At 47.2% G+C, this 13,691-nt stretch carries 9 protein-coding genes; 4 read left to right on the plus strand and 5 right to left on the minus strand.

Annotation, left to right across the window (positions count from 1 at the left end):
* Positions 1 to 124: 124 nt before the first annotated feature.
* From H8K32_RS07865 to H8K32_RS07875, 3 genes are all read right to left on the minus strand, one after another.
* A complete protein-coding gene (locus H8K32_RS07865; RefSeq protein ID WP_186911938.1) occupies positions 125 to 685 on the minus strand; it encodes a phasin family protein in 561 nt (186 codons plus the stop codon).
* A gap of 207 nt (positions 686 to 892) precedes the next feature.
* Positions 893 to 1,396 (minus strand): methylated-DNA--[protein]-cysteine S-methyltransferase, encoded by a 504-nt coding sequence (locus H8K32_RS07870; RefSeq protein ID WP_186911939.1) that lies wholly within the window; start codon positions 1,394 to 1,396, stop codon positions 893 to 895.
* A gap of 17 nt (positions 1,397 to 1,413) precedes the next feature.
* Positions 1,414 to 2,898, minus strand: coding sequence for a DNA-3-methyladenine glycosylase 2 (locus H8K32_RS07875; protein ID WP_186911940.1), 1,485 nt, complete (start codon positions 2,896 to 2,898; stop codon positions 1,414 to 1,416).
* A 255-nt stretch (positions 2,899 to 3,153) separates the two neighbouring features.
* Between H8K32_RS07875 and H8K32_RS07880 the strand changes: the two genes are divergently transcribed.
* Entirely contained in the window at positions 3,154 to 5,316 is a 2,163-nt protein-coding gene (locus H8K32_RS07880) for a M3 family metallopeptidase (protein WP_246447210.1), read from the plus strand.
* A 208-nt stretch (positions 5,317 to 5,524) separates the two neighbouring features.
* Here the strand turns inward: H8K32_RS07880 and H8K32_RS07885 are convergent, their stop codons facing one another.
* Together H8K32_RS07885 and H8K32_RS07890 are read right to left on the minus strand one after the other, a co-directional pair.
* Positions 5,525 to 5,869 carry an energy transducer TonB gene (locus tag H8K32_RS07885; protein WP_186911941.1) on the minus strand — a complete coding sequence of 115 codons (345 nt, stop codon included), beginning with the start codon at positions 5,867 to 5,869 and terminating at the stop codon, positions 5,525 to 5,527.
* A 130-nt stretch (positions 5,870 to 5,999) separates the two neighbouring features.
* Positions 6,000 to 7,769 carry a methyl-accepting chemotaxis protein gene (locus H8K32_RS07890; RefSeq protein ID WP_246447211.1) on the minus strand — a complete coding sequence of 590 codons (1,770 nt, stop codon included), beginning with the start codon at positions 7,767 to 7,769 and terminating at the stop codon, positions 6,000 to 6,002.
* Positions 7,770 to 8,289: 520 nt separating this feature from the next.
* On the opposite strand from H8K32_RS07890, the gene xdhA reads away from it, so the two are divergent.
* Genes xdhA through guaD form a run of 3 tightly spaced genes read left to right on the plus strand, consistent with a single transcriptional unit; the run spans position 8,290 to position 13,419 of the window.
* Positions 8,290 to 9,780 carry a xanthine dehydrogenase small subunit gene (gene xdhA, locus H8K32_RS07895; protein WP_186912086.1) on the plus strand — a complete coding sequence of 497 codons (1,491 nt, stop codon included), beginning with the start codon at positions 8,290 to 8,292 and terminating at the stop codon, positions 9,778 to 9,780.
* A complete protein-coding gene (gene xdhB, locus H8K32_RS07900) occupies positions 9,777 to 12,116 on the plus strand; it encodes a xanthine dehydrogenase molybdopterin binding subunit (protein WP_186911942.1) in 2,340 nt (779 codons plus the stop codon). Before xdhA ends, xdhB begins: the two co-directional genes overlap by 4 nt.
* Before the next feature lie 4 nt (positions 12,117 to 12,120).
* Positions 12,121 to 13,419, plus strand: a complete 1,299-nt coding sequence (gene guaD, locus H8K32_RS07905; RefSeq protein ID WP_186911943.1) for a guanine deaminase — start codon at positions 12,121 to 12,123, stop codon at positions 13,417 to 13,419.
* The last annotated feature ends 272 nt before the right edge of the window (positions 13,420 to 13,691 follow it).

Raw genomic sequence — 13,691 nt, forward strand, 5'->3', positions numbered from 1 at the left:
ACCAACGACAATAACGGCGGCCTGAACTAAATTTCAGACGAAAAAAAACCCCCGTGGGAGTCGGGGGCTTTTAGCTTTTTCACTAAGCACGAAAGTTTATAAAAAATTCGCGCTTAATTTTTAATTACTTCTTTTTAGCAGTTGCTTTTTCAGCAGCTTGTGTAAATTGCTGAGTTGCTTTGCTGAGGTTTTCTTCCAAAGTCTGAACAGCTTGTTTCGTTGTTTTAGACAGTTGTTCGTAGCCTGCGTTGATGTTACCAACAACCGATTTCAAAGCAACAACAGCTTGTTCGGAACCAGCTGGTGCATTTTTTGTCACTTCGTCGATCAAACCGATTACTTTCGTGTTTGTTTCAGCGATGTGTGCTTCAACTGCTTTAGTGAATTCTTGCTGAGTTGCCGTTGTGATGCTTGCCAGGTGACGGCCATATGCCAGTGCTTTTTCTGCACTTGGTTGGGCTTGAGCTGCTGTCAATGTGAAGAATTCTTGTGGATCTTTAGCAGCCATTAATTGCTTAGCAGTTGCTGTACTTTCTTCGAAAGATGCTTTAGCAGCATTGACGTTCAGAGCAAACAATTGCTCCAGACCTTCAAATGCTTTTTTGTTCAATGCTGTCAAAGAAGCAAATTGTGCTTCCAGGTTAGTTTTAGTAGCAGCGATAAATTGTTCTGGTGATGTAGTCATGACATTCTCCGGTAGTGAGGATTAAGTAATCGGCAGCGCCTACCACGAATTTGTTTATGGTGCACCGCAACAACCCTGATTCTACACGTCGGATTTTATACGTCAAGTACTTTTTGTGCATCGCACCAAAATGAGCTAAATGATATTACTTGGCATAACAGCAATACTCAATATCCATGCGGGTTTCCAGCTTTTTTAGATAACTTATCAAGTCAACCGCAAACTCAAGGACTGATGTTTTTCTGCCTCAAACTTGAGCAGGCTTTGTTTATTTTTTAAGCCACCGGCATACCCGGTTAGCGCACCGCTAGAGGCAATTACGCGATGGCAAGGAACAATAATTGATATGGGATTGCGCCCATTAGCCGCGCCTACCGCTCTCACGGCTTGTGGATTTTCTATCTGTCTTGCGAGGTCGCCATAACTTAATGTGGCACCAAAAGGTATAGCTTGTAAGGCACGCCACACCTGCTGTTGAAACGGAGTTCCCGCTGAGAAATCTAAAGGTAAATCAAATTGCTCGCGAGTGCCGGCAAAAAATTCTCCTAATTGCTGCGTGGCAAGATTTAATGTATCCACGTCGTCTGTCCGTTGCCATCCGTCCATACCTTTGAAATGGCGGTGGTCTTCAAAATACACACCAGCCAATCCAAGCTCACTCGCCGCCAGAGTTAAGCGACCTAAGGGACTATCGAATTCAGTAAATTTCATTTTATAACTCCTAAGACCTATTTTAATGATTGCCATAGCAAAAGAGCAGCATAGGCACGCCATGGCGACCACAAGGCGGAACGCTCTAATAGTTGTTTCTCACTGCAGCGAATTTCAGCAGGTTCGCTTGCTTGGGCGGCCGCCTTTTGCAAACCCAAGTCGCCAGCTGGAAAGGCATCTGAAAACCTGAGCGCCCGCATTGCAATGTATTGGGCAGTCCATTCACCAACGCCGCGTATTTGCTTCATCTGCGTGATCGCTTGTTCCAGACCACGATCAGCGGCCTTTTCAAAACCGCCATCGAGGGCAAATTGCGCGACATTCTGCAAAGTAGCGGCACGTGCGCCTGGAATGCCAATACTCGCTACTTGGTCGATCGATAACTGCGTTAACAACAGTGGTGTTGGAAAATGATGTGTCACTGCTGCAAAGGGCGTTGTCACTGCGACGCCAAAGCGCTGCACTAAACGTCCCGCAACCGTGGTCGCACCAGCAACACTGACCTGTTGTCCGAGTACGGCACGGATCGCCAGTTCAAAGCTATCGAAGGCTCCGGGTACACGCAAACCAGGCGTTTTCTGAATCTGACTAGCCAACATAGGATCTTCTTGCAAATGGCTGTGGATCGTTTGCGGATGGGCTTCCAGATCAAATTGTTGACGAATTTTTGCCAATAAAGGCATCAATACTGGTGTTAATTCTGGTGCTACTTGCAAGCAAATCTGGTTTTTTTCAGGCAAATGACTGACCTTCAACCAACCCGACTTTCCGTCCATTGAAACACTACGTACATAAGCCATACCCGATTTTTCTACGATTACCGTTTCCAACCCCGGCATGGCACGACCACGTAAATAGTGCATCAAGGCGTCCCATTCATACGGAGGTCGATATGCAAGACGCAGCGTCAGGCTTTCATCTGCGGAAGGTGTGGCACGCCGTACTTCACCCGGCGTCATGTGATAACGCTCAGAAAACAAAGCATTAAAGCGACGCACACTACCGAACCCAGCGGCAAAGGCAATATCAGCCATACTTAATGCCGTTTCTTGCAATAATTTTTTTGCAAACAGCAAACGCTGGGTTTGTGCCATTTCTACCGGGCTGACGCCAAATTCTTGCAACAAAACACGGCGCATTTGCCGCGAAGATAGACCAACCTGTTGTGCCAGCGTTTCGATGCTGGATTCATTGAGCGCTCCATTCGCGATTTTTTTCCAGATCGCATGGGCAAGATTTTGCTGTATCGCGTATGGTGCAAGTTCTGGCCGACAGCGCAAACATGGCCGGAAACCCGCGGCCTCGGCAGCTGCTGCCGTCGTAAAAAATATACATGATGTTTCTCGCGGCGTTTTCACACCACAAATCGGACGGCAATAAATCCCTGTGGTTTTGACCCCCGTAAAGAACACCCCGTCAAAACGGTTGTCGCGCGCCGCCAGAGCACGATAATAGTGCTGCTGGTGTTGTGCAAGTGTCGGGATATGTTTATCAGAGCTCATGTTGAATTAGAAATTTGTTAAATACGCTGGTAACAAGGTGGCCGCGAATCACTCGTAACCATCGTCAGTAAAAGCAGGCTGCGCCAGACCTCTTTATACGCGGCCTCTCAGTTTTGATCTAGCCATTTTCGGACAAACAACTCTGTGTATGAACTCGCAATTCTTCTTCCTGCGCCACAAAATTATTGATTGAATTTTTTTAGTTTCGGCTAGTCTGATACTATTCAATTTCTCTTTTTTAATATATTAATTCACATGACCAAACCTCTGCTCATGCTGCTATGTTCTGCACTGGCAATTCAATCCGGTGTTGCAGCAGAAACTTCCGCGCCATCCACACAAGCTAGCCCTGTCAAAAAAACGCCACATCCAAAAGCGCTTGCGACGAATCCTTTACTGATAAAAAGCACGCTGCCATTTGAATATCCAGTTTTCGATAATATTCATAATGAAGACTATGCACCCGCATTTGCAAAGGCGATGCGCGAAGAAGATGCCGAGATCAAAGCAATTGCTAATAACCCGGCGAAACCAAGTTTTGAAAATACCATCGTCGCTCTCGAGCGTTCAGGGCAAACATTAAAACGCGTCAGCACGATTTTCTTCAATCAGACTGGCGCCAATACCAATCCGTCATTAGAAGCTTTATCTGGTGATCTGGCGCCGAAGTTATCTGCGCACAGAGACGCGATCGTGTTGAACGCGAAATTGTTTGAGCGTATTCAATCCTTGATGGACAAGAAATCCAGCTTACATTTAGACGCAGAATCTGAACGCTTGTTGGATCGCTATTACGCAGATTATGTGCGCTCGGGTGCGAAGTTGTCCCAAGCCGACAAAGAAAAACTGAAATCCCTGAATGCCCAGTTGGCCACCATGGAAAATAAGTTTAACCAGAACGTATTGAAAGAAATGAATGCATCTGCTTTGGTCGTTGATACTAAAGCTGAGTTAGCGGGTCTGTCAGTGGCTGAAATTGATATTGCTGCCGCTGCTGCCAAGGAAAAAGGTCTGGATGGCAAATATCTCATTCCGCTGATGAACACCACGGGCCAACCCCTGTTGGCAACATTGGAAAACCGTGGCACCCGTCAGCATTTATATGAAGCATCGATCAACCGTGGTAGTCATGGTGGCGACGCAGATAATCGCGAAGTTACGTTGACACTGGCCCGCCTGCGTGCCGAACGCGCTCAGTTATTAGGTTACCCTAACTTTGCTGCCTATAGTCTGGAAGACGAAACCGCAAAAACACCAGCGGCAGTCAATAAAATGCTGAGTGGGTTAGCCCCTGCAGCGGTTGCGAATGCAAAAAAAGAAGCTGCTGAATTGCAAAAAATGATTGACGACGAGCATGGTGGATTTCAGCTCGCAGCGTGGGACTGGGCGTTTTATAGCGAACGTCTGCATCAACAAAAATTTGCGTATGATGACAGTCAGTTACGGCCGTATTTTGAATTGAATAACGTATTGCAAAATGGCGTTTTTTACGCAGCCAATCAACTCTATGGCATCACTTTTAAAGAGCGTAAAGATTTGCCAGTGTATCAACCAACCGTGCGCGTGTTTGAAGTGTTTGATGCCGATGGTAAGTCACTCGCTATTTTTATCTCCGACATGTATGCACGCAGCAATAAGCGTGGTGGGGCATGGATGAATAACTATGTGGATCAGTCTGCTTTGTTCGGTTCCAAACCAGTAATTGCAAATCACCTCAATATTCCACAACCACCTGCTGGTGAACCAACCTTGTTGACACCAGATGAAGTTAAAACCGCATTCCATGAGTTTGGTCATGCGCTGCATGGTATGTTCTCGCAAGTACGCTATCCGCGCTTCTCCGGTACGAATGTGCCACGTGACTTCGTGGAATATCCATCTCAAGTCAATGAGATGTGGGCAGTTTGGCCTGAAGTATTAAAAAACTATGCCAAACACTATCAGACTGGTCAGGCAATTCCACAAGACCTGGTCGACAAAATCATCGCCAGCGGCAAGTTTAACCAAGGCTTTACGACCACGGAATATATTGCAGCAAGCTTGCTGGATCAACGCTGGCATCAATTGTCGGCGAAGGATATTCCAAGCGACACGATGGCATTTGAAGCAACAGCGTTAAAAGAAGCAGGGGTTGATTTTGCACCGGTACCACCACGTTACCGTACGCCGTATTTCTCACACAGTTTTGGAGGCGACTATTCTGCTGGTTACTACGCCTACCTGTGGAGCGAAGTACTGGATGCCGACACCGTAGAATGGTTTAAAGAAAACGGTGGCCTCAGTCGCAAAAACGGTAACTGGTTCCGTCAGCAACTTTTGTCACGCGGCGGCAGTATTGATCCTATGCAATCGTTCCGTAATTTCCGTGGTCGCGATGCAAAAATCGAACCTTTGTTGATTCGTCGTGGTTTGAATTAAGTTGATATTCTGACGCTTGATCGTTAAAAAGGGAGGTGCAAAAAATGCATCTCCCTTTTTAATAGGTTTAACCAGCATCTAGAGATGGTGCAACCCGCGCTACCAGATAGCCACAAAAAACAAAACGCCCGATGAAATTCATCAGGCGTTCGCAACTCTGTTCGCGCACAAGCTCTGTCAGGCTCGTTCGTCTGAGCAAAGCAAATAATTATTCAAGCTTCCAGACAAAATCAACTTTTGCCCAAGTTTGTTCAGGCTTGCCATCCTTGGTACCTGGTTTAAATTTGCACTGTGCCAACGCGGTCAGTGCAGCTTTATCCAGGCTCTTAGAACCGCTGGATTTCTCTACTTTAGAATCAACCACTTTACCGTCTGTACCAACCAGAAAACCCATGCCAACGGTACCGGTTTCTTCATTCATCAAAGCTGCTTTAGGATACTTTGGTGGATCGCAAGACTTATTGTCCATGACTGGTGCAGTTTCTGCTGCCATTGCGGAAGAAGCTGCAGCGAGTAGCAATGATGCAATCAATGTAGAGAGCGATGATTTCATAATGATATTTCTTTTCGTTTCGAATAAATATAAAAAGTACTTATTTTTGATGCATAGGACTGACATTGCATGGTTCTGGCAAGTAGTGAACCTAAACCTGCGCCAGACCAGCTATATCAGTCCTTAGGAATTAAAACTCTTCCCAACCGTCATCCGCACCTGCTGATTTCGCATTTGATGAACTCGACGCGCTTGATGTCTTAGTTGCTGGACGAGATGCAGGCAACGACTTCATCGGTGCGCGTGCTTTAGGTTTCGTGGCTCTCAAAGCTGGTTCTACACGTTTTGGCGCTGGCGCCTGTGCTGGACGATGCGTCAGTAAAGAGTCATTGCCACTCAATTTAAAGACGCTAACGACTTTCGCTAACTCAGCTGCCTGATCTTGCAAACTTTGCGCCGCCGCCGCTGCCTCTTCAACCAACGCTGCATTTTGTTGGGTCACGCCATCCATTTCAATAATGGCGTGATTGACTTCTTCAATACCGGCGCTTTGTTCCTGACTTGCTGCGGTAATTTCAGCGATGATGTCGGTCACGTGTTTCACGCTGCTGACCACCTGATCAATCGTCACACCCGCTTGTCCCACCAGTTTAGTACCGACTTCGACTTTTTCAACCGAGGTATCAATCAAGGTTTTAATTTCTTTTGCCGCCGCAGCACTACGCTGAGCGAGGTTACGCACTTCGGCGGCAACCACCGCAAAACCACGGCCTTGTTCACCAGCACGTGCCGCTTCCACAGCGGCATTCAAGGCCAGGATATTGGTTTGGAACGCGATACCATCAATCACGCTAATGATATCGACAATCTTCTTGGATGATTCATTAATCGAGCCCATGGTGTCCACCACCTGCGCAACCACCACACCACCTTGACGCGCAACTTCTGAAGCAGAAGCAGCGAGTTGATTCGCTTCTCTTGCATTGTCAGCATTTTGTTTAACGGTGGTCGTCAATTCGCGCATAGAAGACGTGGTCTTTTCTAGCGAACTAGCTTGTTGCTCAGTGCGGGAGGACAAGTCCAGATTACCCATCGCAATTTCGCTCGATGCAGTTGCAATCGTGTCTGTACCGGAACGGACTTGCGCCACAATATTAACAAGGCTGTCGCGCATGTTTTTCATTTCGAAAATCAGGCTATTTTGATCACCAGCAGCAACATCGATCGGGGCTGTCAGTTCACCAGCAGCAATCTGACCAGCAATTTGAGCAGCATAACCTGGCTCGCCACCTAATTGCTTGAGCAAACTACGGCTGATGTACAGCGCCGCCACCACACCGCCAGCAAGCGCAATCAACCCCAAAATCAACATCAGACTAGTCGCTGCCTTGAATGCTGAGCTAGCTTCAGCGACGACCTGACCGTTGACTTTATCTTCCAAAGTCACTAATTCATCCAAGGTATCTAACCAGCTTTGTTGTACCGGGCGTACTTTTTTAATCAAAGCGATAGTCGCCATTTCCTGATTATTCGCCAGACCTAATTCTTGTGCTTTTGCTGGCAAACCTGACGCCGCGCTTTCACGCTCGGTCAATTTGCTGATCAAGTCTTTCATTTCCTGACTTGGTACGCCGTCAGTTTCTGATAATTTCAAGAACTTTTCTTTGGCTTCAGAATATTTTTTGGATTGATCGGCAATTTTGGCCAGATCTTTTTCCATGTCTGCAGCTTCATTGAGGAGTGTCAGATTGCGTAAAGAGACCATGCGATCATACACAATGGCACGCATATCCAGCGCCAGACGAGTTTGTACATTACTGACATTTACGATATTTTCCAAACGGCCTTGAATCTGCGCCATTCTGGAAACACCGACGATCGTGACGGCAATGAGGAGTGCCAATACCAGAGCAAAACCTAGCCCCAGACGCTTACTAACGGTCATATTTGAGAAATTCATTGCGTAACTAGTCTGAAAAAATGGTTAAAACTAACAAAATCCCGGTTTTGCTTAGAATATCGGGGCAATATCAGCTGCTTAGGTAACGCTGACTACCTCTTATCTTACTTCGACTAAATGCGCTTCGGAAATAAGATGTAAATAAATTTTCGAGATATAAGTCAGAAATATACTTGAATTTTACTTCGTGGAAATGTCTTTTTTAAGTAGTTTCCACAACTCGAACTTGAGTACTGGTATTGCCGATAAAACTTATTATCAATTTAGCTCAATTTATTTAGAGACACGCTTTACACGCAACTTAATTATGAATCGCAATTTGAAACATGACCTGAATTTTCTTTGTCAATTTTTGTCAATTTCGACTAAATAACTTCGAAAATCAAAAACCGTTTGCGCCTTGATAAGCAGCATCACTGATTAGATATAAGCTTACTTTAGCGAAATGCTAATCTTAAGGATAAACACGATGTCATTCCTGTCAACGTGTAATTTCACAACACTTCCATTCGGGGTTTCCATGTCCGGCAAGATTCGTTATTTCTTTCAAAAGCAAATTCATCAAGTCGACAATATTCCGACAACACGTACCTTGCTCCAACATTTACGCGAAGACTTGCATTGCACTGGCACCAAAGAAGGCTGCGCTGAAGGTGATTGCGGCGCGTGTACGGTGGTCGTTGGCGAAGTTAACAATGGCCAATTGACAATGAAATCTGTCAACGCCTGTTTGCAGCTGATGCCAACACTTGATGGCAAAGCGATTTTTACTGTTGAAGACTTGCAAATCGGTGAAGACTTGCACCCTGTTCAACAAGCGATGGTCGAATGCCACGGATCACAATGTGGCTTCTGTACTCCGGGATTTGTGATGTCCTTATGGGATCTGTACCTTGATCGTGAACCACCCTGCGCACCATTGCAACGTAAGCAGATTGATATTGCCCTGTCCGGCAATCTTTGCCGCTGTACCGGCTATCGTCCGATTATTGACGCAGCACATAAAATGGAACAATTGCCACGCCAGCATTTCGATAAAAACGCTGTGCTGCGGATACTAAACACAATCGAGCAGAGCGAAACCCTCGACTACGTTCATGCTGGCCAACATTTCTTTGCCCCACGCAAGCTGAGCGACTTAATTGCGTTGCGCAAGACCTATCCACAAGCATGCCTGTTGGCAGGTGGTACGGACATTGGTATCTGGGTGACCAAGCAATTCCGCGATTTAGGTCATATTATTTATCTTGGTAAAGTCGTAGAATTACAACAGATCAGCGAAGAAAATGACACTTTAAAAATTGGTGCTGCGGTCAGCCTTGATGATGCATATCGCCATATTTGCCAGCACTATCCGCAAGAATTAAATGATCTATGGCAGCGCTTTGCCTCATTGCCGATACGTCACGCAGGTACGCTTGGCGGCAATGTAGCCAACGGTTCACCGATTGGTGATTCTATGCCATGGCTGATTGCCTTAGGCAGCCGTGTCGTTTTACATGGTGGTGCTGGTGAACGAGAACTGGCCTTAGAAGATTTTTATCTCGCGTATCAAAAGAAAGATCTGCAAGCAGATGAAATCGTCTCTGCGGTACGTATTCCCTTACCGCGCGCGAATCTGATTTTCCGCACTTATAAATTAGCGAAGCGTTTTGATCAGGATATTTCAGCAGTCTGTGCTGCTTTTTCGGCAGACCTGGTAGGTGACCGTTTAAGCAATGTGCGTATTGCTTTTGGCGGTATGGCTGCGACGCCAAAACGCGCACAGAAAGCCGAAATGGTCCTCAATCAACAGACATGGAATGAAGCCAGTCTGAATGTCGCCATGAGTGCCCTGGCGGAAGATTACGCACCTTTGTCAGATATGCGTGCGTCCGCCGGTTACCGTTTGCAAACTGCACAGAATTTATTGCGTCGTTTCTGGCTGGAAACCTGCCCGGATTCGCCGCTTACCACGCAAAGTGTGAATGCCTTTGCGAGTGCGAATATGAATGCGGCGGAGGCAAAATGAAAGATTTGGCACAAACAAATACATCAGCACCTTGGACAGAAGTCGGCAAACCACATCCGCATGAATCTGCGGTATTACACGTTTGCGGTACGGCTAACTACACCGATGATTTACCGGAATTGCAAGGCACCTTGCATGCCGCGCTCGGCTTATCCACGCAGGCACATGCAAAAATTAACAACATCAATCTGGATGCGGTTCGCGCGGCAGAGGGTGTCGTCGCTGTGTTTGCAGCAAAAGATTTTCCCGGCACCAATGAATGCGGTCCGATTATCAAAGATGATCCGATTCTTGCTGATGGTAAAGTCGAATATGTCGGTCAACCAGTGTTTGTCGTTGTCGCCCACAGCCACGATCAGGCACGCCGCGCAGCGCGCCTGGCAAAAATTGACTATGACAATTTGACACCCATCCTACATCCAAGAGCCGCACGCGACGCCGAATCCTATGTCCTGCCACCAATGTCTTTATCACGCGGGGATGCGCGGCAAGCGCTGGAAAAAGCACCGAATCGTATTCAGGGTAGCTGGCAAGTGGGTGGGCAGGAACAGTTTTATCTCGAAGGCCAAATCGCGTATGCGATTCCAAAAGAAGCAAACGGAATGGCGGTCATGTGTTCGACTCAACATCCAAGTGAAATGCAGCACATTGTCGCGCATGCGTTGGCTATACCGTCGCATAGCGTGCAGGTCGAATGTCGGCGCATGGGTGGTGGTTTTGGCGGTAAAGAATCACAATCGGGTCTGTGGGCAGCGGCAGCAGCCTTGTGTGCTTTCCATTTAAAGCGCCCGATTAAGTTACGTGCAGATCGCGACGATGACATGATGGTTACCGGTAAGCGTCATGAATTTCACTACGATTATGACGTTGCTTACGATGAGCAAGGCTTAATCCTCGGTGCGAGATTTGAGATGGTGTCGCGCGCTGGTTTTTCGGCAGACTTATCGGGGCCGGTAGCAACCCGTGCTGTCTGCCACGTCGATAACACTTACTACCTGTCAGATGTCGATATTCGCGCGATGTGCGGCAAAACCAATACCCAATCAAATACCGCGTTCCGCGGCTTTGGTGGGCCACAAGGTGCGATCCTGATTGAATATGTCATCGATGAGATCGCGCGCTTATTGGGACAAGATGCGCTCGATGTGCGCAAGCTAAATTTCTATGGTCGCAATGATGCCGAAGGTAGAAACGTCACGCATTACGGCCAGAAAGTTGCTGACAATGTCATCCATGAATTAGTGGCTGAGATTGAAGCGAGTAGCAGCTATCGTGCTCGTCGACTTGCCATCAACGAATTTAATGCGCAAAGTCCTGTTCTAAAAAAAGGGCTGGCGCTGACACCCCATAAATTTGGTATCGCGTTTAACGTCACACACCTGAATCAAGCGGGTGCATTAGTTCATGTATACCTTGATGGATCGGTGCTGGTCAATCATGGTGGCACCGAAATGGGACAAGGCTTGAACACCAAGGTAGCGCAAGTTGTGGCCCATGAGCTTGGCGTACCACTCTCTGAGGTTCGCGTGAGCGCAACCGATACGACAAAGATTGCCAATACTTCGGCCACTGCGGCGTCAACGGGTGCTGATCTCAACGGTAAAGCGGCGCAGGATGCAGCACGTCAGATACGCGAACGGCTGTCTGAATTTGCGGTAAAAACTTACGGTGGCAATGTTGTTGACGTACGATTTTCTGATGGACAGATTTACTGTAATGGCTCCAGCATTGCGTTTGAAGAGGTCGTCAATAAAGCTTATTTTGCCCGCGTACAATTGTGGTCCGATGGTTTTTACGCCACACCGCATTTGCAATGGGATAGTAAGACCATGACTGGTAGCCCGTTTTCTTATTACGCTTATGGTGCGGCGGTGTCTGAAGTGATTGTCGATACCTTGACTGGTGAATGGAAATTACTGCGGGCGGATGCTTTGTATGATGCTGGCAATTCCCTGAACCCTGCGATTGATGTTGGCCAGATAGAAGGCGCGTTTATTCAAGGCATGGGTTGGTTGACGACGGAAGAATTAGTCTGGAATGCCAACGGCAAATTGACTACGCATGCACCGTCGACGTATAAAATTCCGGCTATATCTGATTGTCCGGAAGACTTCCGCGTGCGTTTATTTAAAAACACCAATGTCGCTGATAGCATCCATCGTTCAAAGGCAGTTGGCGAACCGCCATTGCTGTTACCATTCTCAGTCTTCTTTGCCATTCGCGATGCGATCGCCAGCGTTGCTGAAGGTAAGATCAATCCACCGCTCACTGCACCTGCTACCAGCGAAGCCATTTTACGTGCTGTGACGGCAGTACAAACTTTGCAATCTCAGTAAATCCATGACTATCACTCTTGCCCTACGCGCCAGCCTTTTGCATTACACCGATGATCCGGCATTGACGGAGGACGGTATCCATTGGCATGCCGATGGTTTGCTGTTATTGGAGGGAGAAAAAATTGTCGCAGCTGGAGACTATGCTGCTTTAAAACATCTGGTTCCTGATGAACTGACGGTGCAACATCACCCAGGCAAAATCATTATGCCGGGTTTTATTGATACGCATATTCACTATCCACAAACGGATATGATCGCGTCGCCAGCCCCGGGTTTATTACCGTGGCTGGAGCAATATACGTTTCCGACAGAAAGACAATTCCAAAATCCAGCGCACGCGAATGATGTCGCTTCGTTTTTTTTGGATGAATTGCTACGCTGTGGCACCACCACGGCAATGGTGTATTGCACAGTGCATCCAGAGTCCGTCGATGCTTTTTTTACGCAAAGTGAACAACGTAATCTGCGTATGGTCGCTGGCAAGGTCATGATGGACAGACATTGCCCGGAATTTTTACAAGACACCGCAGAAAGCAGCGCGCGCGATAGCGACGCACTAATACAACGATGGCATAACCAAGGTCGCCAGTTATATGCGATTACGCCGCGCTTTGCGCCAACTTCAACGCCAGAACAATTGCATCTGGCCGGAGAGTTAGCCAAGCAATATCCTGACACATTTATTCAGACACACGTCGCGGAAAATAAAGATGAGTGTGCATGGGCCAGATCACTGTTCCCCAATGCCCGCAGCTATCTGGATATCTACGACCAGGTCGGTCTGATGCGTCCACGCGCGATGTATGCGCATTGCATCTGGCTCGATGATGAAGACAGACGACGCATGGCGGAAACGCAATCCGCAGTGGCATTGTGCCCGACATCGAACTTATTTTTAGGTAGCGGCTTGTTTGATTTTGACAAAGCAGAAGCAGCGAATGTGCCTTTGTCGATTGCTACCGACGTCGGTGGCGGAACATCGTTCTCGATGCTACAAACGATGAATGAAACCTACAAAGTTGCGCGCATGGGTGGACGCTATCTGCCAGCTTCTCGTATGTTTTACACCGCAACCTTGGGTGCCGCACGTGCCATGCAATTACACAATACCATAGGTAATTTTCAGTCCGGAAACGAAGCCGATTTTATTATCGTCGATCCAAAGGCCACGCCATTGCTAGCTCGGCGCAGTGCGCATATCAATTCTTTGGAAGAGCAGTTATTTGTTCTCGCAATGCTGGGAGATGACCGCTGTATCGAGGCGACTTATGCGGCGGGTAAGCTGGTACACAGTAAGATATAAGCGCCCCTAGCGTTGACACTTAGTTGCTATATATAAATCGCAAATTCCTTACTACACTCTTCCTGCCACAATGAAAGGGCAGATATTTTGTCAAAAATTTTAATGTAAAAAGCCCGCTTTGAAACAAAGCGGGCTTTTTTTGATACTGAAGGCCTCCATCAGGATCGGAATGGCAATCGTTGCAGTTAAATGTGGATTGATCCAAGTACACCAACGCTAACCGCTTCGCAGCGACAATAAAGTCCTTGCTTGGTCAACCACCATAAAAAAAA

This window comes from Cognatundibacterium jejuense (assembly GCF_014284255.1).
Classification (GTDB): Bacteria; Pseudomonadota; Gammaproteobacteria; order Burkholderiales; family Burkholderiaceae_D; genus Undibacterium; species Undibacterium jejuense.

What these genes read in the sequence shown, in the direction of transcription:
- H8K32_RS07865 (WP_186911938.1), bottom strand. Translation starts at nt 685, where the DNA reads ATGACTACATCACCAGAACAATTTATCGCTGCTACTAAAACTAACCTG.
- guaD (WP_186911943.1), top strand. Translation starts at nt 12,121, where the DNA reads ATGACTATCACTCTTGCCCTACGCGCCAGCCTTTTGCATTACACCGAT.
- xdhB (WP_186911942.1), top strand. Translation starts at nt 9,777, where the DNA reads ATGAAAGATTTGGCACAAACAAATACATCAGCACCTTGGACAGAAGTC.
- H8K32_RS07870 (WP_186911939.1), bottom strand. Translation starts at nt 1,396, where the DNA reads ATGAAATTTACTGAATTCGATAGTCCCTTAGGTCGCTTAACTCTGGCG.
- H8K32_RS07880 (WP_246447210.1), top strand. Translation starts at nt 3,154, where the DNA reads ATGACCAAACCTCTGCTCATGCTGCTATGTTCTGCACTGGCAATTCAA.
- H8K32_RS07885 (WP_186911941.1), bottom strand. Translation starts at nt 5,869, where the DNA reads ATGAAATCATCGCTCTCTACATTGATTGCATCATTGCTACTCGCTGCA.
- H8K32_RS07890 (WP_246447211.1), bottom strand. Translation starts at nt 7,769, where the DNA reads ATGAATTTCTCAAATATGACCGTTAGTAAGCGTCTGGGGCTAGGTTTT.
- H8K32_RS07875 (WP_186911940.1), bottom strand. Translation starts at nt 2,898, where the DNA reads ATGAGCTCTGATAAACATATCCCGACACTTGCACAACACCAGCAGCAC.
- xdhA (WP_186912086.1), top strand. Translation starts at nt 8,290, where the DNA reads ATGTCCGGCAAGATTCGTTATTTCTTTCAAAAGCAAATTCATCAAGTC.